The sequence below is a fragment of the Pantoea sp. BJ2 genome (genome assembly GCF_040255075.1).
In the GTDB taxonomy this organism is placed as follows: domain Bacteria; phylum Pseudomonadota; class Gammaproteobacteria; order Enterobacterales; family Enterobacteriaceae; genus Pantoea; species Pantoea leporis.
Window position 1 is genome coordinate 1,967,967 of sequence record NZ_CP158292.1, and the last position, 22,947, is coordinate 1,990,913.

The 22,947-nt window shown below is 55.0% G+C and carries 19 protein-coding genes; 11 read left to right on the forward strand and 8 right to left on the reverse strand.

Features of this window, described 5'->3' with window-relative positions:
• Positions 1-24: 24 nt before the first annotated feature.
• Both AAF463_RS09105 and AAF463_RS09110 read right to left on the reverse strand, forming a co-directional pair.
• Positions 25-186 (reverse strand): hypothetical protein, encoded by a 162-nt coding sequence (locus AAF463_RS09105; RefSeq protein WP_225608150.1) that lies wholly within the window; start codon positions 184-186, stop codon positions 25-27.
• Between the two features lie 14 nt (positions 187-200).
• Positions 201-1,076 carry a LysR family transcriptional regulator gene (locus AAF463_RS09110; protein WP_222233486.1) on the reverse strand — a complete coding sequence of 292 codons (876 nt, stop codon included), beginning with the start codon at positions 1,074-1,076 and terminating at the stop codon, positions 201-203.
• A gap of 103 nt (positions 1,077-1,179) precedes the next feature.
• On the opposite strand from AAF463_RS09110, the gene AAF463_RS09115 reads away from it, so the two are divergent.
• Complete coding sequence (locus AAF463_RS09115) at positions 1,180-2,274, forward strand: NADH:flavin oxidoreductase (protein ID WP_350261905.1); 1,095 nt, start codon at positions 1,180-1,182, stop codon at positions 2,272-2,274.
• Between the two features lie 203 nt (positions 2,275-2,477).
• On the opposite strand, the gene AAF463_RS09120 is transcribed toward AAF463_RS09115, so the two are convergent.
• Complete coding sequence (locus tag AAF463_RS09120) at positions 2,478-3,380, reverse strand: ParB/Srx family N-terminal domain-containing protein (RefSeq protein WP_350261906.1); 903 nt, start codon at positions 3,378-3,380, stop codon at positions 2,478-2,480.
• Positions 3,381-3,512: 132 nt separating this feature from the next.
• Between AAF463_RS09120 and AAF463_RS09125 the strand changes: the two genes are divergently transcribed.
• Positions 3,513-4,145, forward strand: coding sequence for a DapH/DapD/GlmU-related protein (locus tag AAF463_RS09125; RefSeq protein WP_280172800.1), 633 nt, complete (start codon positions 3,513-3,515; stop codon positions 4,143-4,145).
• Between the two features lie 77 nt (positions 4,146-4,222).
• Positions 4,223-5,521, forward strand: coding sequence for a Fic family protein (locus AAF463_RS09130; protein WP_350261907.1), 1,299 nt, complete (start codon positions 4,223-4,225; stop codon positions 5,519-5,521).
• A 58-nt stretch (positions 5,522-5,579) separates the two neighbouring features.
• Here the strand turns inward: AAF463_RS09130 and AAF463_RS09135 are convergent, their stop codons facing one another.
• The 3 genes from AAF463_RS09135 to AAF463_RS09145 all read right to left on the reverse strand — a co-directional run bounded on the left by AAF463_RS09135 (position 5,580) and on the right by AAF463_RS09145 (position 9,051).
• The gene (locus AAF463_RS09135) at positions 5,580-6,545 is read right to left on the reverse strand and encodes a GT-D fold domain-containing glycosyltransferase (protein ID WP_350261986.1); all 966 of its coding nucleotides are present in this window, start codon (positions 6,543-6,545) and stop codon (positions 5,580-5,582) included.
• A gap of 236 nt (positions 6,546-6,781) precedes the next feature.
• Positions 6,782-8,125, reverse strand: a complete 1,344-nt coding sequence (locus AAF463_RS09140) for an LLM class flavin-dependent oxidoreductase (RefSeq protein WP_350261908.1) — start codon at positions 8,123-8,125, stop codon at positions 6,782-6,784.
• Complete coding sequence (locus AAF463_RS09145; RefSeq protein ID WP_350261909.1) at positions 8,122-9,051, reverse strand: aliphatic sulfonate ABC transporter substrate-binding protein; 930 nt, start codon at positions 9,049-9,051, stop codon at positions 8,122-8,124. The genes AAF463_RS09140 and AAF463_RS09145 overlap by 4 nt, the downstream gene beginning before the upstream one ends.
• Positions 9,052-9,419: 368 nt before the next feature.
• Between AAF463_RS09145 and AAF463_RS09150 the strand changes: the two genes are divergently transcribed.
• The 6 genes from AAF463_RS09150 to AAF463_RS09175 all read left to right on the forward strand — a co-directional run bounded on the left by AAF463_RS09150 (position 9,420) and on the right by AAF463_RS09175 (position 19,260).
• The gene (locus tag AAF463_RS09150; RefSeq protein ID WP_271459815.1) at positions 9,420-11,780 is read left to right on the forward strand and encodes a membrane-bound PQQ-dependent dehydrogenase, glucose/quinate/shikimate family; all 2,361 of its coding nucleotides are present in this window, start codon (positions 9,420-9,422) and stop codon (positions 11,778-11,780) included.
• Between the two features lie 99 nt (positions 11,781-11,879).
• The gene (locus AAF463_RS09155; RefSeq protein WP_350261910.1) at positions 11,880-12,521 is read left to right on the forward strand and encodes a glutamate racemase; all 642 of its coding nucleotides are present in this window, start codon (positions 11,880-11,882) and stop codon (positions 12,519-12,521) included.
• A 259-nt stretch (positions 12,522-12,780) separates the two neighbouring features.
• On the forward strand, positions 12,781-13,923 hold the full coding sequence (locus AAF463_RS09160; protein WP_350261911.1) for an efflux RND transporter periplasmic adaptor subunit: 1,143 nt from the start codon (positions 12,781-12,783) through the stop codon (positions 13,921-13,923).
• A 2-nt stretch (positions 13,924-13,925) separates the two neighbouring features.
• Entirely contained in the window at positions 13,926-17,081 is a 3,156-nt protein-coding gene (locus AAF463_RS09165; RefSeq protein ID WP_350261912.1) for an efflux RND transporter permease subunit, read from the forward strand.
• 1 nt (position 17,082) lies between these two features.
• A complete protein-coding gene (locus AAF463_RS09170) occupies positions 17,083-18,516 on the forward strand; it encodes an efflux transporter outer membrane subunit (RefSeq protein WP_350261913.1) in 1,434 nt (477 codons plus the stop codon).
• Between the two features lie 162 nt (positions 18,517-18,678).
• Positions 18,679-19,260, forward strand: a complete 582-nt coding sequence (locus AAF463_RS09175) for a TetR/AcrR family transcriptional regulator (RefSeq protein WP_101764619.1) — start codon at positions 18,679-18,681, stop codon at positions 19,258-19,260.
• 2 nt (positions 19,261-19,262) lie between these two features.
• Here AAF463_RS09175 and AAF463_RS09180 read toward each other — a convergent pair whose 3' ends face one another.
• On the reverse strand, positions 19,263-19,826 hold the full coding sequence (locus AAF463_RS09180; RefSeq protein WP_101764441.1) for a TetR/AcrR family transcriptional regulator: 564 nt from the start codon (positions 19,824-19,826) through the stop codon (positions 19,263-19,265).
• 204 nt (positions 19,827-20,030) lie between these two features.
• Between AAF463_RS09180 and AAF463_RS09185 the strand changes: the two genes are divergently transcribed.
• On the forward strand, positions 20,031-20,702 hold the full coding sequence (locus AAF463_RS09185; RefSeq protein ID WP_350261914.1) for a pirin family protein: 672 nt from the start codon (positions 20,031-20,033) through the stop codon (positions 20,700-20,702).
• Positions 20,703-20,786: 84 nt separating this feature from the next.
• On the forward strand, positions 20,787-21,503 hold the full coding sequence (locus tag AAF463_RS09190; protein WP_350261915.1) for a GntR family transcriptional regulator: 717 nt from the start codon (positions 20,787-20,789) through the stop codon (positions 21,501-21,503).
• A 1-nt stretch (position 21,504) separates the two neighbouring features.
• Here AAF463_RS09190 and AAF463_RS09195 read toward each other — a convergent pair whose 3' ends face one another.
• A complete protein-coding gene (locus AAF463_RS09195; RefSeq protein ID WP_350261916.1) occupies positions 21,505-22,704 on the reverse strand; it encodes an enolase C-terminal domain-like protein in 1,200 nt (399 codons plus the stop codon).
• Between the last annotated feature and the right edge of the window lie 243 nt (positions 22,705-22,947).

The window sequence follows — 22,947 nt, forward strand, 5'->3', positions numbered from 1 at the left end:
CGCACCTGGAATAAAGCAGAGAGATCAGTCGATTAACCCTTTCGCCCGCGCCAACAGAAACGCGGTAACCGTTGTCGCGTCGCTGATCTTTCCTGCCAGAATCAGTTCAAGAAATGCGTCGATTTTAATTTTCTTCGCGGTTAGTCCCACCTCTTCCGCATCCAGATTTTGCCCCTGATTCGCCATTCACATTTTCTGAATTAACGTGCCATCGCCTGTTTTAGGGCGTTTAGAAAAACCGTGACGCGCGTTGGCAGATGCCGTGCGGTGGGAAACAGCGCCCAGACGCCGAGCAGCTGCGGTTGGGCATCTCGCAAGGTAATCTCAGTCAGTTCACCTGCCGCCAACTCTTGCTGCACATCCCACGCAGAGAGCTGGGCGATGCCGCTGCCCGCTACGCATAAGGTACGCACGCCTTCCACATTGCTGCCGCTAAAACGGCCCTCAACGCTGACACTGGAAATATGGTCGTCGACTATAAAACTCCATTGCGGCACGCCGGATAAGCGCAGGCAGTTATGCTGATGCAAATCGGCCAGCAGTTTTGGCGTGCCGAAGCGCGCCAGATAGTCTGGAGAAGCACAGAGCACGCGCGGATTATCCGCCAGCCGCTGCGCGACTAAGCGCGAATCCCGCAGCGGGGCGATGCGAATGGCGACATCGTAGCCCAGCCCAACAATATCGGTGACGTTATCGCTGAGCTGGAAATCGATCTTCAGTTCGGGATTCTCCGCCATCAGCGCGGGCAGCAATGGAATAATGGTGCGGCGGCCAAAACCAGAAGGTGCGGTGATGCGCAGCTGGCCGGTGGCGCCCTGTTTATTCGGCGAGAACAGATTGCGCGCGCTCTGTTCGGTTTCCATCAGGGTTTTGGCGTAGGGCAGAAACTCTTCACCTTCATCTGTTAACGCAATGGCGCGGGTGGTGCGATGCAGCAGGCGCACGCCGAGATCTTCTTCCAGCGAGGCGAGTCGGCGTGAGACCGTCATCGGCGTGGTGTTCAGTCGACGCGCAGCCTGCGTCAGGCTGCGCGTCTGGGTGACCATCAGGAACACCTCAACATCTTTTGAGTTCATTGTAACGATTTCCGTTATACAGACGTATCATCATCGGCCATTTTTGTCCCTGTGGCGACCGAATATACTGCGCTCTGTAGATAATCCGCATCCAGAGAGCAATATGAGTGATAAACATCTTTTTCAGAGCGGCACACTGAATCGGCTGGCGCTGAAGAATCGCATTATGGTGGCGCCCATGACGCGCATCTCCGCCAGCGTTGACGGCATACCAGGCGAACGTATGCAGCACTACTATCAGCGCTTCGTGCGCGGCGGCTTTAGCTCCATCATCACCGAAGGCATCTATATCGATGAAGCCTGGTCGCAAACCTATGCGTTTCAGGCGGGGCTGATTAACGCTAAACAGAGCGCCGGCTGGCGTGCGATCACCGATCGGGTGCATCAGCATGGCGGCAAAATCATTGCGCAGTTGATGCATGCCGGGGCGATATCGCAGGGCAACATCTATCGACCGGACACGCTCGCGCCCTCAGCGGTGCAACCGCGCGGGGAACAACTCGGTTTCTATCACGGTCATGGCGCCTATCCGCTGCCACGCGAAATGAATGAAGAGCAGATCCAGCAGGTGATCGACAGCTTTGCGCACACTGCGGCGCGGGCAGTCGGCGAAGCGGGTTTTGATGGCATCGAAATTCATGGCGCTAACGGCTATCTGCTTGACCAGTTCTTTACCGATTACACCAATCAGCGCAGCGATCGCTGGGGCGGCGATATCGTGGCACGTTTGTCTCTGACGCTGGCGGTGATCGCCGCGGTGCGCCAGCGCGTAGGCAAGGATGTTACGCTGGGAATTCGCCTCTCACAGGGCAAAGTGAATGATTTTCATCACAAATGGCGGGAAGGCGAAGCTGGCGCGCGCCTGGTATTCGCCGCGATTGCTGAGGCCGGCGTGGATTATCTGCATCTGACTGAATATGACGCGCTGCAACCGGCGTTTGCCGATTCGCCGCTGTCACTGGTGCAAATTGCGCGTCAGGCGGCACCGAAATTGCCGATTATCGCCAATGGCGCGTTAAGTGATGCCAGCACGGCGGCGCAGGCGCTGGAGCAGGGCGCGGATTATGTGTCGATAGGCAAAAGCGCGCTGGCGAATCCCGACTGGCCGATGCGTATTCGTGATGGTGTGGAACTGCGCGCATTTGATAAAAATCTGCTGGCGCCATCGGCGGATGTGAAAAACTGCGAATTGGTTTAACGCTGAAAGGTCGCTGATGGGTAAATGGGTCGCCGTGAATGGCGTAATGCCGATCAGTTAAGCGCCGTATCAAATCACCGCACCTTCCGTAGCGGCGCGATTTATCGCGCAATAAATTGCGCCGCTACAATGTGTGCTCTCGATAATTAAGGGTTTTCATGTCTCAACTGACGAGCATTACGCCATGAATGGCGACCACACGATTATTGCGCAAAAGCCCACGTCAGTTTGCCATTGTCGGAGACCAGCTTCTCCAGCTTCTTCTCGTTCACTTTCTTGCGTGCGCCTAACCGATCCGCCGTCAGCGGACCGCTATCGCTGTGCGCAATCACCGTGTCTTTCGGCACGCTGGTCATCTTCTCAGCGATGGTTTCCAGCGCTTTGGCGTAACCGTTGCGGTTATTGAGGTCAAAGTTCTTCAGCGGCAGCTGCGTTTCCAGCCATTTGCCCCAGTAGAACTCGAGGAACGGCGGCGGATTCTGCTCCTTCTCAAAGCCAATATCGCGCACGAAATAGACCAGCGAGCGATATTCATCATTCTGCATATGCTGGCGGCCCAACTCTTTCGGCAGCGCGTCCGGTTTAATTTTGCCAGCTGGCGTATCCAGCCACACCAGATGTGCCGTTTCCATTTTTTGCCAGAAGGCGGACATGGTTTTCAGGCTGCGGAAGTCATCGGTGATGCGCACCTGCACCGGCGTATTAAGACCGGCGATATCGGCGAAATTGCTGAAAGTATGATGACCATCGGTGAGGTACAGCACGTTTTCCGGCGCAATCACCGCCGTTTTCATCGGGCCCGGTTCGCTGCCGACCGGTGCTTTACAGCTGAAGCTGCTGGGCTGCGAGAGACGCGATTTATTGTCAAATTTATCAACGCCTTTCTGCCCCATGCTTTCGCAATAATCATCGAACAGCTTTTTCGGTTCGGCTTCATAACGATGCTGTTTGTAATCCAGCTGACGATAGCCAATCGCAGCCTGCGTCGGATGGAGTTGCGCTAACTGCACTTGCACAATATCACCGGCTTTGATGTCGGCGGGCAGCGCGGCGGATGCCTGTCCGGCTGACCATAACAGCGCCAGTATTGACCACGGTGTTCTCATTCCTTTTCCTCGAATCGCCTGAAACAGATACGCACAATAGCATTAGTGTCATTTTGCCGCTGTAGTGTTGTCGCTCGCGGTTGCCCAGTCGCAACCGGTCATCCAGACATCTGACCACACGGAGCTTTGATTATGGCACTTGCTGCTGTGCAACCGACAAAACTGCAACACACTGTTATCGATCCCAGCGTGCGCATGCGCGAAACCCAGATTGGCGCGCAATGTGAAGTGCTGGCCGAAACCTATATCGAATACAGCGAACTGGGCGACTTCTCCTATCTCGGAGAGCATTGCTGCGTCGCCGATGCGCAAATCGGACGCTTTACCGCCATTGCCAATCATGTACGGATTGGCGCACCCAATCATCCGATGGATCGCGCCTCGCAGCACCGTTTCACCTACTGTCCGGAATACTACGATGCGCAGGCGGAGCGCGATAATGGCTTCTTTGCTGACCGTCGCGCCGATCGCGTGATTATTGGCAATGATGTGTGGATTGGGCATGGCGTGATCGTACTGCCGGGCGTGGCGGTGGGTGACGGCGCGGTGCTGGCGGCCGGTGCGGTGGTGACGAAAGATGTGCCGCCATACACCATTGTCGGTGGCGTGCCAGCCAAAGTGATCCGTGCACGTTTCGCGGCGGATATTGCCGCGCAGCTGCAGGCGATTGCCTGGTGGAACTGGCCGCTGGAGAAGCTGATGGCGAATCTGGCCGATTTCCAGTCCTCCGATCTTCGCGCATTTTGCCAGCGGCATGGCAGCTAACCGTGCTGCAAGCGCCATTTGTCGTCGCAGCGAATCTCAAGTAAACTCAAAATACCCTGTTTTTGAGATTGCTTGAGATGAAGCTGCGCCGCCCACCCGCTCAACTTATTGATTCGCTGAGTATCAGTGAGATTAATTCGCTCCTCGCCAGTCATGCCGAGTGGGATGAGCGCTATCTGCATTTCGATGAGTTGTATCGTCGGGTCAATGATGGTCAGATGCGTGAGAAAGTGTGGAGCGCACTGAAATTCAAGCGCCGCAGCAGCGCGCAGCACTTTGTGATCGCCGATCAAACCGTGACCTGTAATCTTACGGCCAAAATCACGGCGGCGATGTCGATGGTTGATCGTATGACCTTTGCGCGCAACGGCGAACCAACGAATGAGGACGCGGCTTCTTACCTGATGTCACAGCTGATCATGGAAGAGGCGATTTCATCCAGCCAGTTGGAAGGCGCGGCGACCACCTCGCGCGTGGCGATGGAGTTGCTGGCGGTGGGGCGTGCACCGCGCAACGAAGATGAAAGCATGATCATGGGCAACTGGCGCTTAATGCAGCACATTGCCACGCTGGGTGACGCGCCGCTGACGCGCGCCGATATTCTGGAAATTCATCACATCGCCTGCGCCGGCATTAATGATGAAAAATATCGGCCCGGCGCCGTGCGCGACAATAACGATGTGTTTGTTGCCGGGCGCGACGGCGAAATCATTCATCAGCCGCCGGATTATCAGCGGCTCAATAGCCTGCTGGACGCGTTATGCGCCGAAGTTGCGTGGCTGGAGCAGCAGGGCACGCATCCTTTGCTGGTGGCCTGCGTGTTGCACTTTGCTATCGGCTACATTCATCCCTTCAATGACGGCAACGGGCGCACCGCGCGCGGGCTGTTCTATCATCATCTGATTCGTCACGGTTACAGCGCGTTCCGCTACATCTCCATCAGCAAGCTGTTGAAAGCCGCGGCGGTGAAGTACGGCATTTCCTATCTTTACAGCGAAACTGATGAGATGGATCTGACCTATTTCGTGCAGTTTCAGTGCGAAGTGGTGATGCGCGCGGTGACTGCCTTCACCGAGCAAATCGCCACGCTGCACAAAGAGCGGGAACGTCTAGTGACGTGGGTGGAAGAGCATATGACCTTAGCCAAAGGTGAGCTGGATATCATGGCCATCGCGCTGAATGCGCCGGGTTCGTTACTCAGCTCTGCCGGGATTAAATCGCGGCTCGGCATCGCGGATAACACCGCGCGTGCGCGCCTGAAAAACCTCACCGAACAGGGATTGTTGCGTCCACTAAAGGAGGGGAAAGGAACGGTGTATCAGGCGCCTGTTTCACTGCGCAAGCTACAGGAGTGGCTGAAAAAGCGCGAAGGGTAACAGCGTTATCGCAAGCAATCTCAAAATGCCCTGTTTTTGCGATTGCTTGCGATGTGGATTAGATCGGCGGATGCATTACCATCGCCGACAGCACCGCTTCCTGCGGCAACCCGACATGCAGCAAAATCTGCTGGCGATAATGATCGTCGGCGTCGCGCGCATCGTCGCTGAGTAACACGCCCACTTCATTGACGTTCTTGCCAGCCACCTGCACCTTGTCACGCGCGGCACTGCGCATCCATTCGTACTCGATATCAATGTGGCCGGTATCAATGCAGCGAATGCCATGCTGGCTGAGATCGTAAGCCAGCACCGTGGCGGTGGGGCCGAGCGACATTAGCACCATATCGTAATCGCGTGCGTGCGCCAGCACCGAGCTGTAGAGATCGTTGTAAACCGAGAAGGCGTTGCGATTGAGCGTGGTGATGCGTTTAATCTCCCGCGCGCCATCAAGCAGATCGTTACCGATGCCGAGACGCGTGCCGCTGCCTTCCACAATTAATATCTTTTTATCGCTGAACAGCTGCTTGAACTTATTAAACACGCGAACCGCCTGCTGCTTGTCCTTATAATCGTGATAGGGACGCGTAACGGAGGTGTTGCCGTAGCGGTAATCTTTCTTTAATAAGCTTTCATAATGGCGAAAATAAAATGCTTTATGAAAAAACCAGAATAGGGCCGAACCAAAACGCATATTCGCGGTGCCGCGAAAGGCATCGGGCATACATAATAAACACGGATTCTTCGGCTGACTTCCGCGCCGTAATATCTCTTTAAGGCGAATAGAGAGTCGTTCATCAAAAGATTGAAAGCCGATATTCTTGAACAAAGTCATTTCCAGTTCGCCGTCGCCATAGCGGCTTACGGAGAGCTTGTGGTTGCTAAGCAGCAGGTCAATGGTCTGTTCAGGCGACATCACCTGATATTGCCGGGCTCGCGCATTGGCAACCGGAAACTTAAAAGCAGCGTGTGTGAGTTTAAAAGGAAAACGTAATTTACGATAAAAGAAATCTGCGCTAATCATCATAACCTTCTTTTTATTAGCGGCCTTGCCGCAGAGCAGTTACGTGATTTATATCACGCTTAATCCGGGATAACAGGCTGAGGAAACTCTCAAAAAGTCATTGTGTCGCAATGGCTAATCAATTTAAAAAAGGGTAAATGGAGAGGCGGAAAATAAAACTGTAATAAAACCGAACTTATTCGCGCTGCTATGATAATTGTTGCCAGGAATAATCGCAGCAGCGCATTAATGATTAATTAAGTTATTTCAATTGATGACGAACGGTTAAAGCGATTTTCCGGCTTTACTAAGCCTAAACGATCGCGCAGCGTGCCCGGTTGATAGTCGCTGCGGAAGACGCCCGCAGCTTGCAGGCGCGGGACAACCTGTTCGAGGAAGCGATCTTCGTTCTCGTCAATGTAGGTGGGCAGAATGACAAAACCGTCGCAGGCCTGATGCTGATACCAGTCAATCATCTGCTGCGCAATGCTATCCGCTGTGCCGGTCGGTGCCGGGAACGACAAGCTCTCGGCGTAGCGTTTCGCCATCTCGCCCAGCGTCAGGTTCTGCTCAATGGCGCTGGCGATCACATATTGAAAACGGCCTTTGCTGCCGGTGATCTTTTCACGCAGGTCAGGCACCGGCCCGTCAATGGGGTACTGCGAAAGATCGATATTCATGCTGGCCGAAACAAAGCTGAGGCCCGATTCCACGGTAATCAATGATTTCAGGTACGCCGCACGCTCCTCGGCATCGCGCTGCGTATTGCCGACAATCGGCACCATGCCGGGCAGAATGCGCAGTTGATCGGGCTGACGCTGATACTGCAGCGCACGCTGTTTCAGGGTTTGATAAAACTGCTGCGCGCGTTCCCGATTAGGTTGCACCACAAACAGCACTTCCGCCTGTTGCGCGGCCAGATCGATAAAGGCTTCCGATACGCCAGCCTGGATCACCACCGGATGACCTTGCGGCGGACGCGGCAGATTAAGCGGTCCCTGCACGTTGAAAGATTCACCCTGATGATCAAGCCTATGGAAGCGTGCCGGGTCGGCAAAGTGCGCCTGCGCTTTATCCAGAATCAGCGCGTCCTCTTCAAAGCTGTCCCACAGCGCTTTCATGACATCAATAAATTCAGCCGCGCGGCGATAGCGAGCTTCATGGCTGAAGTGCTCGCTGCGACCAAAGTTGCGCGCTTCGGCGTGGCTCAGCGAGGTAACCACGTTCCACGCTGCGCGCCCGCCGCTAATATGGTCGATGTTTGCCAGTTGACGCGCGGTGGTGTAAGGCACCGAATAGGAGGAGGAAACCGTGCCGCCGAGGCCGATGTGGTCAGTCACCGCCGCCAGCCCGGCTAATAATGTTAAGGGTTCAGACCAGCCAACCTGACGATGCTGCACGGTGTGCGCCAGATGCCCGCCGTAAACATCATCAATCGCCAGCTTGTCCGCGACAAAAATCATGTCCAGCTTCGCGTCTTCGGCGCGCTGGGCGATTTTGCGGTACAGCGGCCAGTCACTGCCGCCGGTCGCAGCTGAATCGGGATGGCGCCAGCCGCCCTGATGAATGCCGGAGTCGAGGTAGAGCGCCAGATTCATCATGGTTTGGCGGCTCCGTTGGCGTTAAAGAAGGAGGCATCCACCAGTTTGTCAGCTTTTAAGCCGGGTTTGATCAGGCCGCCGCGGGTGAAGGTATCAATCGCCAGCTGCTGGCGTTTCTCTACCAACGCGTAATCTTCTACCGGCGCGTTGTTTTCACGCTGCACTTTACTCAGCGCCACCGCATCTGGCAGACGCAGCAGTTTGGCGATCTCGCTGGCGTAGGCTTGTGGATGCGCCACGCCCCACGCACGTGCGCGAATCAGGCGCTCGCGGAAGTCCATGAGCTGTTCACGCTTGCTGGCGATGGCGCTATCGGTCGCCACCAGATAGTTTGAAACTGGCGAATTTTTGCCGTCGATGGCGATGCGATCGCCGGACTGCGCCACGGTAAAGGACACATAAGGTTCCCAGGTTGCCACCGCATCCACCGCGCCATTATCCAGCGCCAGCGTCGCTTCCGACGGCGTGGTGAAGACAAAATTGACGCTGTCGTCGGGCAAACCCGCTTCGTGCAGCGCATTCAGCACCATGTTTTGCCCGGCCGATCCTTTTACCGTCGCCACTTTCTTGCCTTTTAGGTCGGCGATGCTGTGCAGGGCGCTGTCCTTTTTCACCAGGATGGCATTGCCGAGATATTGAGATGCCTGAATGGCGCGGATCTGCGCGCCTGCGGCCACGGCAAACGACAGCGGACCATCGCCGACTAAGCCGGCATCCAGATGCTGGGAGTTGAGCGACTCCAGCAGCGGCGCAGCGTTGGGGAACTCATACCATTTGATTTCATACGGCACATTGTTGAGCTCGCCAGCGGCGGACATCACCGCGCGAGCATTGCCTTTTTGATCGCCGACGATCAGTGGGTCAGTTGCAGCGTGAGAAGTCACCGCGAGGAGCAACAATGAGCTGGCTAATAAAGTGATTTTCATAACGTTTCCCGGGTAAAAAGAAAACAGCGTAAGTTTTCTACTACAGCGGGCGTAGTAACAAATCTGCGCAAGGTTATGTCTCAGGCGCAAATTCCCCCCAAATCGCGCATCCTCGCCATTTTTCATTATCAAAAAATGCGAATTTTCCTCACTAATGATTAATTCTCTCAACGAAAATGAAACGTGATTTCAGTCACAGATTGAACGAGGCGGTAGCTGGCAGCCATTAGCCAAACTACATTCATTAGCGGAGCTAACGACACACCTCGCAACGGGTTTTTACTAAACGGTAACGTAAGTTAAAATTCTGTTGATTTTATGTGGGGTTATTTTTGAGGTTTTTCGATGAATATGGTTGAGGGATTAGCATGGTTAACAAATTAACCAGTATCGTGCTCGCGATTCTGGCGATTGCCTTGCTGTACATGGGCGGCAAGCTGTTGATGCTGGGCGGCAGCGCCTTCTATGCGCTGATGGCGGTGGGATTACTCATCACCGCAATTTTACTGTTCCGCAACCAGCGCAGCGCGCTGGCGCTGTATGCGGTGCTGATGTGGATTACGCTCGCCTGGATTATCTGGGAAGTGGGCTTTGATAAATGGCAGTGGATCCCACGCGGTGACCTGTTCGGCGTGATCGGCCTGTGGCTGGCGATGCCGTGGGTGGTGAAACCGCTGTATCGCGGCGAACGCCGTTTCCACGGCTTCCTCGGCGGCACCGTGATTATCATGATCGTGGTGGTGATTGGTCTGTGCTTCTACGATCCGGTTCCGCAGCAAGGCACCATCAGCAATGCCCGCGAGCAGAACAGCGAGCAGGGCGCCGCTAACGACTGGACCGCTTACGGTGGTTCGTCTGACGGCCTGCGTTTCTCGGCGCTGAATCAGATCAGCAAAGACAACGTCAAAAACCTCGAAGTTGCATGGACCTATCACACCGGTGATTTGCGCCAGGATGCGGATGCCACCGAATACACCTTCGAAGCTACGCCGCTGAAAGCCAACGGTATGCTGTATTTCTGTACGCCGCATAACGAAGTGCATGCGCTTGATCCGGAAACCGGCGCGGTGAAGTGGAAATTCACGCCAAATAAAGATCGCTCTTACCTGCAGCAGCATCAGACCTGTCGCGGCGTAAGCTACTACGAAGAAACCCCGGTTGCCGCGCAGGATAGCGCCGCGAATCCGGCCATCTGCCGTAAACGTATCTTTAACGCCACCACGGATGCGCAGCTGATTGCGTTGGATGCCGATACCGGTAAACCGTGCGCTGATTTCGGTCAGAACGGTGTGGTTGATCTGCACGCCAACATGGGTGAAGTGCGTCCACATGCGCTGATGCAAACCGCAGCACCGCTGGTGGCGGGCAAGCTGGTGATCGTTGGCGGTTCCGTGATGGATAACGGCTTCAACAGCGGCAACCCGTCAGGCGTGATTCGTGCCTATGACGTGCAAAGCGGTCGTCTGGTGTGGAACTTTGATCCGGCCAACCCGGAAAACACCGCGCCAATTGCTGCCGGTCAAAACTACCCGCAGGACACGCCAGTGGCGTGGGGCACGCTGAGTGCTGACCTGAAAAATGGCGTAGTCTATGTGCCGTTTGGTAACGCTTCACCGGATGAAGTAGGCATTGAACGCGATCCGAACAGCAACACCGAGAAGTTCCGTGATGCGCTTGTGGCGCTGGATCTGCAAACCGGTGCGTTCAAATGGCGCTATCAGAGCTCCAACCACGATCTGTGGGACCGCGATAATCCGTCACAGCCTTCACTGGTGGACATCGATTATCAAGGCCAGAAGCAGCCTGTGGTGATCCTGCCGACCAAAACCGGCAACCTGTTTGTGCTGAACCGTCTTACCGGCCAGCCGGTGTATCCGGTAAACCAGGTGAAGGTTTCGACTGAAGGTGGCGTAGCGGGTGAGAAATTTGCGGCGACTCAGCCGGTTTCCAGCCTGAACTTCATCCCGCAGCCGTTGACCGAGAAGTCAATGTGGGGCATCACGCCGTTTGACCAGATGTCATGCCGCATGGATTTCCGTAGCCTGCGCTATGATGGCAATCCGTGGACGCCCGCAACGGAAGGCGGTTCACTGATCTTCCCTGGCAACATTGGTGTGTTCAACTGGGGTTCTGTTGCTGTCGATCCACAGCGTCAAATGTTGATTGCCGCGCCAGTGCGTCTGGCCTACAAGTACAACCTGATCAAACGCACCGAGCAGACCGCCACCGAGCGCCTGTTCACCAAAGATGGCACGCCATACTGGAACGAAAACTTCCACGGTGACTACGCGATCCATATCCAGCAGATGGCGTCAGGCCTCGGCATTCCCTGTGTTGCGCCGCCTTGGGGCCGCATGGTGGGCGTGGATCTGAAGACCGGTAAAACCGAATGGCTGCGCCGCGTGGGCGTGACCAAAAACCTGAAGACCAGCTTCCTGCCTGGCCGCTTCCCCATCGGCTTCCCGATGGGCATGGTGGCGCACGGTGGTCCATTGCTGACCGCAGGGGATTTGGTGTTCCACGGTGCAACTGCGGATAACTTCTTCCGCGCCTACGACAGCACCACCGGCGAGCTGCTGTGGCAGACCGAGCTGAGTGCCGGTGCGCAAGCCACGCCGTCTACCTTTATGGGTAAAGACGGTAAGCAGTACGTGGTGATTGCCGCAGGCGGTCACGGTTCGCTCGGCACCCAAGCGGGTGACAGCGTTGTGGCATTCCGTTTGAAGTAATCGCAGTAAAATAGAATAAGGCGCCCGCTGTGGCGCCTTTTTTTGTTTTTGTCAGGTTATATTGAACCTCCGTGAAAGACGCCACTGATCAGGAATTCTATGACTATCGCCTGCCTGCATACCGCCGCCAGTAATATCGCTATTTTCGATGACGCCGCGCACTCACTGGGCATGAGCAACGGCGCACTGAGTCATATCGTGATGCCGCATTTGCTGGCGGAAGCGGAGCTGACCGGTGGCATGACCGCTTCTCAGCAGCAAAAGCTGGAACAGCTGTTACGCAGCCTGACGCCGTGGTTCGACGCGATTCTGATTACCTGCTCGACGCTGGGTCCGGTTGCCGATGGTTTTTGTGTTGAAGGGCATGATTGCCCGGTGTATCGCACCGATCGCATGCTGGCCGATGAAGTGCACCGTTTGCCGGGTAAATCTCTGGTGCTGTGTGCGGCGGAATCCACACTGGCGGCGACGCGAGCGCTGTTTTGCCCAGCGACGCTGCCGGTTGAACAGCATCCTGTTGTGCAGCTGATTCCTGGCGCATGGGCGGCGTTTAAAGCGGGTCAACAGGATGCGTATCTGCAAATGATTGCGCAAGCGGTGGCAGACGGGAAACAGCAGGGCGCAGATCATGTGGCGCTGGCCCAGGTTTCCATGGCGGCGGCGTCCAGGCTGTTTAGCGCCGGTAGTCAGCCATTAACCAGCCCGCAGCTGGCGTTAAAGGTGGTACGTGATTTTTTGTAGGGTGCGCATGCATGACCGTGCATCAGGTTAACGTTTACTTTCATGTAAATAATAATCATTTGCATTAGTGGTTATAACTCATTATCGTTAGCAACACTTTGTAACCCATAGCGATTTAACCCCTAAAAATCCTCAATCAAAGAGGTCGCTATTCTGCTGTCGCTTTTCAGGAGCGCTCTTTTCATTTTCCTGACATACGCCAACATCCGCGATTTGGTAGACTCAAGATTGAGAATGAACGTTCACTACAGGATTATTCATGAAGAATTTTCAGCGCGCGGCCATCGCCGGGCTGGTGTTATTGCTCGCCGCCTGTGACCAAAATAGCGCCCCGCCAGCGGGCGACATGACCACCGAAGTCGGCGTGAAAACGCTGCAAACTGAGTCGGTGACGCTCGATAGTCAACTCACCGGACGCGTGGTGGGCAGCATGGTGTCGGAAGTGCGTCCGCAGGTGGACGGTATCATCCAGAAGCGCCTGTTTACCGAAGGCGACGAAGTCAAAGCCGGTCAGGTGCTGTATCAAATCGATGCGGCCAGCTATCAGGCCAGCTACGACCAGGCCGTTGCGCAGTTGAAAAATGCGCAGGCGTTAGTGAAAAGTAGCCAGTTAAAATCCGCGCGCTATAGCGCGCTGGTGAAAGAGAACGGCGTATCGCGTCAGGATGCCGACGATGCGCTGGCAACATATCAACAGAACGTGGCGTCGGTTGATCAATATCGTGCCGCCGTCGAAAGCGCCCGCATCAACCTCAACTACACGCAAATCAAAGCACCGATTTCTGGCCGCATCGGCATCTCGTCAGTGACGCCGGGCGCGCTGGTGACCTCGGCGCAAACCACGGCGCTGGCGACCATTCGCGCGCTCGATCCGATCTATGTCGATCTCACGCAATCCAGCGTGCAACTGCTGAAACTGAAGCGTCAGCAGGCTTCCCTCCAGCAGAGCAGCGATGTGGTGCCAGTAACGGTAAAACTGGAAGACGGCAGCAATTACGATCATCCCGGCAAGCTGGAACTGACTGAAGTGGCGGTTGATGAAGCCACCGGAACCGTTACGCTGCGCGCCATTTTCCCTAATCCGCAGCATGAATTGTTGCCGGGCATGTATGTGCGCGCCAGCGTCACTAACGGCGTTAAAAAGGATGCGATTCTGGCGCCGCAACAGGGCATCACGCGTGATGCCAAGGGCAACGCCACGGCGCTGGTGGTGGATAACGAGAACAAAGTGCAAAGCCGGGAAGTTGTGACCGATCGGGTTATCGGCAATACCTGGCTGGTGACCAGCGGTTTAAACAGCGGCGACAAGCTGATTGTCGAAGGCACCGCCAAAGTGCAGGCCGGGATGACGGTAAAAGCAGTTGAAGTGACGCCAAACAGCGCCCGCAGCGGAGGCCAGTAACTATGTTGGCTCAGTTCTTTATTCGCCGCCCGGTATTCGCTTGGGTGATCGCCATCTGCATCATGATGTTTGGCGTGCTCAGCATTAAAAGCCTGCCGATTGCGCAATATCCCGACGTCGCACCGCCGCAGATCAGTATTCAGGCCACTTACACCGGCGCGTCGGCGGAAACGCTGGAAAGCAGCGTCACGCAGGTGATCGAGCAGCAGCTCACCGGCCTCGACGGCTTGCTCTATTTCGATTCCACCAGCACCGCCTCAACCGGCCAGGTAAAAATCAGCGTCACTTTCCAGCAGGGCACCGATCCGGATATTGCGCAGGTGCAGGTGCAGAACAAAGTGCAGCAGGCCGAAAGCCGCTTGCCGACGTCCGTTACCACGCAAGGCGTGACGGTGGAGAAGGCGCAAAGCGACTTCCTGTTGATTCTGGCGCTGTACGATAAAACCAACCAAAGCACCTCGGCCGATGTGGCGGACTACATGGTCAGCAACATGGAAGATACGCTGGCGCGCGTGCCGGGCGTCGGTAGCGTGCAGGTGTTTGGTGCCGAATACGCCATGCGCATCTGGCTCGATCCCGCCAAACTCGCCTCCTTTTCGCTGATGCCGTCCGATGTGACCAGCGCGCTGGAGAGCCAGAATACCCAGGTTTCCTCCGGTCAGCTGGGCGCGCAACCGGCCAGCAAAGAGCAGCAGCTGGTGGCGACCGTGCGTTCGCGTTCACGTCTGCAAACGCCGGAACAGTTCCGCAATATCGTGCTGAAAAGCCAAAGCGACGGCTCGGTGGTGCATCTGAGTGATGTGGCACGCGTGGAAATGGGTGATGAGGATTACAGCGCCAACGTGCTGGCGAACGGTCATCCGGCTTCAGGGATCGCGGTGCAGCTGGCGTCCGGCGCCAATGCGCTGTCAACCGCCGAGCAGGTGAAAGCCACCATCGACGAGTTCCGCAGCAGCATGCCGCCGGGCTATGAAGTGGCGTATCCGCTCGACAGCACCGACTTCGTGAAAATCTCGATTGAAGAGGTGGTGAAAACCCTGATCGAGGCGGTGATTCTGGTGGTGATCGTGATGTTCGTGTTTCTGCAGAACATCCGCACCACGCTGATTCCGGCGATTGCCGTGCCGGTGGTGCTGCTGGGAACCTTTGGCGTGCTGTCACTGTTCGGGTACTCGATCAACACCTTAACTATGTTCGGCATGGTGCTCGCCATCGGGCTGTTAGTGGATGACGCGATCGTGGTGGTGGAGAACGTCGAGCGTGTGATGCGCGAAGAGGGCTTGCCGCCGCGTCAGGCCACTGAAAAGTCGATGAAAGAGATCACCGGCGCGCTGATTGGTATCGCGCTGGTGCTGTCGGCGGTGTTTCTGCCGATGACCTTCTTTAGCGGCTCAACCGGTGTTATCTATCGTCAGTTCTCCATCACCATTGTGTCATCGATGGTGCTGTCGGTGATTGTGGCGTTAACGTTGACGCCGGCGTTGTGCGCCACGCTGCTCAAACCGCACAACGAAGAAGGCGGTCAAAAGGGCTTTTTCGGCTGGTTTAATCGCAGCTACGAGCGCGTGCAGACGCGTTATCACAACGGCGTGGGTCATGTGCTGCACAGTTCGGTGCGCTATCTGCTGCTCTACGCGGTGCTGCTGATCGGTTGCGCGGTGCTGTATATGCGTTTGCCGACCGGCTTCCTGCCGACTGAGGATCAGGGCTATATCATGGTGCAATACCAGCTGGCACCGGGCGCGACGGAAAACCGCACCAGCGCGGTTCGTCGTCAGGTGCAGGAATACTTCGCCACCAAAGAAAAAGACAACGTCAACGTCAGCATGCTGGTGAATGGCTTCAGTTTTGCCGGCAGCGGCCAGAACGCCGGGATTGGCTTTATCTCGCTGAAGAACTGGAGCGAGCGTAAAGGTGCTGAAAACAGTGCCGATGCCATTGCCGCGCGTGCAATGGCCAATCTTGCCAGCATTCGTGATGCGCAGATCTTCGTGCTGTCGCCGCCGTCGGTGTCCGGTTTGGGGCAGTCAGACGGATTCACCTTTGAGCTGCAGGCGCGTGGTGCCACCGGGCGCGATCAGCTACTGCAAATGCGCAATCAGCTGATTGCTGAAGCCAATCAGGATCCGCTGCTCAGCGCGGTGCGAGCCAACACCTTGCCGGATTTGCCGCAGCTGCAGGTTAATATCGACGATGAAAAAGCGCAGTCGCTGGGTCTCACCATCAGCGACATTAACGACACGCTCAGCGCGGCGATCGGCGGCAGCTACATCAACGACTTCACCGATCGTGGCCGCGTGAAGAAGGTTTACATGCAGGGCGATCAGCAGTTCCGCAGCAAGCCGGAAGATATCGATCGCTGGTACGTGCGCGGCAGCGATAGCAACAGCAATACCACCATGGTGCCGTTTGCGTCGTTTGCCTCCTCAGAGTGGGCGTACGGCCCGGATGTGCTGTCTCGTTATAACGGCCTCGCGTCCTACGAAATAGAAGGTTCGGCGGCGGCCGGCAAGAGTTCCGGGGATGCGATCAGCGCGATGGAAAAACTGGCGGCGAAGTTGCCGGCGGGCACCACCTTTGCGTGGAGCGGCTTGTCCTATCAGGAAAAACTCTCCGGCAACCAGGCGATGTCGCTGTATGGCATCTCGCTGATTGTGGTGTTCCTGTGCCTGGCGGCGTTGTATGAAAGCTGGTCGGTGCCGTTCTCGGTGATGATGGTAGTACCGCTAGGCGTGATCGGCTCGCTGCTGGCGATCAGCCTGCGCGGGCTGGAAAACGACGTCTACTTCCAAGTGGCGCTGTTAACCATCATTGGCTTGTCGGCGAAGAACGCGATTCTGATCGTTGAGTTCGCCGAAGACAATTACCGCAAAGGGGAAAGCCTGGTGAAGGCGGCAACGCACGCGGCATCGATGCGCCTGCGGCCCATCATTATGACTTCGCTGGCATTTACCGCTGGCGTATTGCCGCTGGCGATTTCCACCGGCGCGGGCGCCAACAGCCGTATTGCGATTGGTACTGGTATTATTGGCGGCACGCTGACCGCTACCTTGCTGGCGATCTTCTTTGTACCGCTGTTCTTTGTTCTGGTGCGTCGCGTGTTCCCGGCGATACCGCATGACGATAATCATGCATCTGTGGCCAAGGCGGGGGAATAACATGTCGGCAAAACTCTTAATGGTATTGGTTCCCGCGCTGCTGTCGGGTTGTGTGTCGCTCGATCCGCACTATGAGCGCCCGCAAGGCGCGGTCAGCAGCCAGATGCCGAGCGGTGAAGCCTATCGTTCATTGCAAGGCACACCAGCCAGCAACTACCGCGACCTGAGCTGGCAGGATTATGTGCTCGACGCCAAACTGCGGCAGGTGGTGGCGATGGCGCTGGATAGCAGCCGCGACTTGCGTGAAGCGGTGGCCAGCGTTAAATCCGCGCATGCGCAATACGGTGAAGAGCGCGCCAATCTGTTCCCGGCTATTAGCGCCGGCGTGAGCGGCACGCGTTCGCGCGCGTTAACAGGCGAAGGCAATCAAACCGCCATCAGCAACAGTTATTCGGCAGAAGGCAGCGTCAGTTCGTTTGAACTCGATCTGTTTGGCAAAAACCAGAGCCTGACGCGCGAGCAGTATGAAACCTATCTCGGCACGCTGCAGGGCGCACGCAGCACGCGCCTGACGGTGTTGTACAACACCGTGGATTACTGGCTGCAGCTCGCCGCCGATCGCAGCAATCTGGCGATTGCCAAGGAGACCGCTGAGAGCGCGCGACAATCGTGGCAGGTGACGCGCAAGCAGATGGAAAATGGTATCGCCTCAATGGTGGATGTCTCGTCTGCGGAAACCACCTATCAGTCCGCGCAGGCCGATGTCGCCAGCTACAGCACGCTGGTGGCGCAGGATAAAAACGCGCTGGATTTGGTGGTGGGCCGCAGCGTGCCGGATAATCTGCTGCCTGACAGCATTGAATCGATCGGTAACGCACTGCGCGAGGTCCCTGCGGGCGTCTCATCGGAGGCCTTGCTGAATCGTCCTGATGTGTTGCAAGCCGAGCATAATCTCAAGTCTGCCAACGCCAGTATCGGCGCGGCGCGTGCCAACTTCTTCCCGAGCATCACGCTGACGGGCAGCGGCGGCGTCGGCAGCAGCGATCTGTCGACGCTGTTTAAAAACGGGGCGGGCATTTGGTCGTTTGCACCGAGCATTTCGCTGCCGATTTTCCAGGGCGGCTACAACGTCTCTTACCTGAAATACACCAAAGCACAGAAAGAGTATTACGTAGCGGCGTATGAGAAAGCGGTGCAAACCGCCTTCCAGGAAGTGGCGGATGCGCTGGCGCGTCGTGGCACCATCAACGATCAGCTCAGCAGTCAGCAGCGTAATGTAGCGGCATCGCAAACCTATTATCATCTGGCGGATCTGCGCTACCGCAACGGCGTTGATAGCTACCTCAATGCGTTAACCGCGCAGCGCACGCTGTACAGTGCCCGAACCAATCTGGTGAGTACGCAGCAAGCCTATTACCTGAATTTGATCACCTTCTATAAAGTGATGGGTGGCGGCACGGCGTTGAAAGAATCTGAAATAATGAGCGCGCAATAATTGCACTTTTCGTAGCGGCGCGATTTATCGCGCAACAAATTGCGTCGCTACATGGCCTGCGTGCGGGGAAGCAAGAATTGGAAACATTGTCTGGGTTTCTCACCGGAAACGCATCACGTATGATGACGGGATTAAAACGATAAATTCTTTTTCGGAGCCAATGTGAGTCACTCTGAACATGACGATTTTCTCTTACAGCGTCAGCAGCAGGTGATTTCTGCGGCGAAAGTCTGTTTTAGTCGCTCCGGATTTCATGGCGCCAGCATGGCGGATATTAGCCGCGAATCAGCGTTAGGGGCAGGGCAAATATATCGTTACTTTAGCAGTAAAGAGCTTATTGTAATGGAAACCATAAAAAGCATCGCGCAGAACTGGCGCCTGTTTTTAATACAATATTTACCCGCACAACAATCGACTCAGGATATTATCAACGCTGATTCGCCATTCTGGCAGCATTGGCCGAGTCAGGACCGGAAATTATTACTGGAAATGTATTCTGAGGCGTCGCGTAATGAATCGGTGCGTACCATTCTGGCCCAGCAGGAGCAATTATTACTTGCTGAGTTAGCGGCTATTTTTCGCGCGCAACAACCTGATATCGATCCAACACAGCGCGCCAATCGCATTCAATTTTTATTGTTGCTGGTCGATGGCGTCGCCTGTCGCGCCTTCGGCGATAGCGACCTGAACCAACGTGAAATGCAGCGGGTGAACGGCGTTCTCAGCCAGCATCTGTTCGGCTGAATTTACATCGCACCGTGCGGATAGACATCATTCACCACCGCATTGAAAAACGGCATAAAGCCCGGCGCCATATCGCGCTGCTTCATGCAGCGGCGAATAATAATGCCGTCAATAATCAGCGACATCACATATAAGCGGGTGTGAATGGAATTGGCATCCTGCTCGGGGTGCAGCGCCTGCTCCTGAGCAATAAAATTATTTTTAAGCTCATGCCAGGCATCGAGCATAATTTGTCGGATGCGATTATTACGCGTGGCTTCAGATGACACTTCCATCAGCAGAATAATACTGTTTTCCACTGCCGCCGGCACAATATCTTCCGCTTCGTGATAATGTCCTTTCATATGCGCGATACGTTCAAAGTCGGCATTGAGTAGCGTGATCATCCGCTGCACTACATTGGTGACTAATGCCTCAATGATCGCCTCTTTGTTTTTATAGTATTTATAAATTAAACCAATGCTGACGTCGGCCTGGCTGGCAATATTCTGAATCGATGTCTGGTGAAAGCCTTTCAGCCGCATGCATTGCTCGGCGGCGGCCAGGATCTGTTCGCTTCGGTTCATGATTATTACACTCGCAGAATAAAGCGGCTATTTTACGCAATTAAAGCTGTACTGGCGATGAATAAAAACATTAACCCGACCTGATTATTTCGGCGCTTTAGCGTTGTTCAGTTTTTTTGATTTAAGCGAGCAGTTTTGCCTGCTGTTCATGATTTTTCAGACCTCTATGATGGTGGACAGAAAAAATCATCAAGGAATAACATCATGAACATCCTGCGCGCCCAACGCGATCAGCTGTTTGAATATGGTCCTTTTACCATTCGCCGTCAGCGTCCCGGTGAAGCGTTTGGACCGCTGGCGATTGTCGACCAAATGACGCTGCAACTGGATGCCACTATCCCGCTGCATTCTCATCAGGATAGCGAGATTTTCAGCTACGTTTGGCGCGGTTCGCTGCTGCACAGCACCGAGCAGGGTGAAACGCACTCCCTTAACGCCAAACGCGCGCTGCTGCTGAGTGCCGGTAGCGGCATGCGCTTTGCCGAGTCTGCGCCTTTTATCGAAACCGACATGTTGCAGGCCACCATCATTCCAGCGCAAACCGGCGGTGAGCCGCAGGTCAATACCTTTACCCGTGCGGACGGTGCGGCAGTAAACGCATGGACGTTACTGGCAGGGCCGCACGGCAGCGAGGCGCCGCTGGCGCTGAATCAGGCGGTATACATTTATGACCTGAAACTGGAGCGCGGCAAACAGGTGGATGTGCCACAGCGTGCAGGCTTTTCAAGCTGGGTCAGCGTGCTGGACGGCATTGTGCGTATGGATAATGAACGGTTGCACAAAGGCGATTCCGTGAGCGATCACAAAGCTTTGCCAGCGTTGATGGGCGAGCGGGATGCAACGCTGATTGCGTTTCTGGTGCAGAAAAGCCTGTAAAGCCCCATTCATGGGCACCTAACCCAACCTCCTCATAACATCGTGTTATCATCTGCGGATAAAACACCGGAGGAGGGTAATTCAATGAAAAAGAAAGAGTTCGTTACCCAGGATTTGCTGAGCAAGATCTATCAGGAAGATACCTCCGCGCCACGCAAATTACCGCCTGAACGCCAGCTGGCCGAAGAATATGGCGTATCGCGTTTCACTATCCGCCAGGCGCTGGAGAAACTGGTGAGTATCGGCGCGGTACGTATCGTGCAGGGATCAGGTATCTGGATTAATGAAACGGTACGTAATAACCCGCTGGTTTATAATTCGATCACCGAAAAGCGCTTTGATCAGATGCATTACCGCTCACTCAACCTGCGTAAAAGACGCCCCGATAGTGATGAGCAACAGATATTCGCCATTAACGACAACGCCTTTATCTGGGAGTTTTCCCGCCTGCGCTATGTCGATAATGTGGCAGTACAAATTGAAATATCGCGTATGCCCGCAACCTTATTTACCGATCTCAACGGTGAGGTTATTGAGCGCTCGATACAGCAATATGTGTTGTCCAAAGGCTACCAAATCTCACATTTACTCACCAGCTATCGCGCGATTAGCGTTAACCGCGAACAGGCGACGCTACTGGGTTGTAAAAAAGGCAGTCCGGCGATGCACATTATTAATCGTGGTATTTTGCAGGGCGGGCAGGTGTATGAAATCAGCGACATCGTTGATATTCATTACACCTGCACCTATCTGATTCCGCATAACCCGGATAATCTGCGTTTCCGCCAGCAACAGCGCTAACTTATGGCGTGTGCATGGTGCCGTCTGGCAGGCGACTCTGCGTCCATTCATGCGGACGATAAACTACCGGATATTTTTCCGCTAACGCCTGATCAAAGCCGACGCCAATACCTGATGCTTGCGGCGGATAGAGATAGCCATTTTTAATTTCCGGCGCGCCAGGGAAAATGGCATCCGTCAGCGTTGAGCGTGGAATAAATTCCTGAATCGCAGCATTGTGCAGGTGAATATTCAGATGTGTATTAACCGCCACGCCAATCGGCGTCATATCGCCCGGTCCGTGCCATGCCAGTCGCACACCAAATGCCTGACACAGTGCAGCCAGTTTCAATGCCGGCGTAATACCACCAATCTGCGAGACGTGACAACGAATAAAGTCGATGCGACGATTGACAATTAATTCGTGCCATTCTGCGGGATTATTAAATAATTCGCCTAACGCTAACGGCACCGCGCTTTGCTGACGCAACTGCGCTAGCCAGCCAGTTTGCGCGGGTGGGAGCACATCCTCAAGGAAGTAGGGCATATACGGCTCAAGCTGTTTTACCAGCTGAATGGCCTGCTGCGGGAATAAGCGCTCATGCACGTCATGCAGTATTTCAAAACAGTGACCGTATTTCTCCCGCAACGCGCGGAACATCTCGACCGTATTCGTCATGTACTCTTGCTGCGAGTAGTAAGCGCCGGAGGTGCTATTTTCCGGTGCGTGGAGTTCTTTCGGCGTTCCGCCGTAAAAGCCCAGCTGACAGCGGATATGGCGATAGCCTTTCTCTAAGGCGTTATCAACGGAGGTATAAAGTTCATCCAGCGTTTCACCGCTGGCATGGGTGTAAGCTGCAATCGCATCGCGCGCTTTGCCGCCCCACAGCTGATATAAAGGCATATCGGCTAACTGCGATTTAATATCCCACAGCGCCATATCCACGCCCGAAATGGTATTGTTGGTCACCGGACCGTTACGCCAATAGGCATTAACGTTCATCATCTGCCACAGGTCTTCAATATTGTTGGCATCGCGTCCAACTAATAGCGGCACCAGATACTCATCCACCATGGTTTTTACCGCCAAAGGGCGCTGTTGAAAGGTGGCGCAGCCGTGACCGGTAATCCCTTTATTGGTGGTAACACGTACGGTAATAAGGTTATGGCGATCGGGGCGGGTAATAAAACACTCAATACTTTCAATAAGGGTTGGGGTCACGTGAAATACTCCTGTGGCGCAGTCACTGCGCTCAATTTCAAGGCCTGTTGATAAGCTATTTTGGCGTATCATTACCGGGTTTTTATTGAGACGCAAACCCTTTTTCAGCCAATAAATATTGGTCAGTAAAAAAGAGTATTTATCGCGATAAAAACAGACCAATTTGCTATTTTAAAACTTAATAGCCCTGTTGCAGCGGGTTTTGTGATAGCAGTCATGATTTATTGGTTTGTTTTGTCGAGC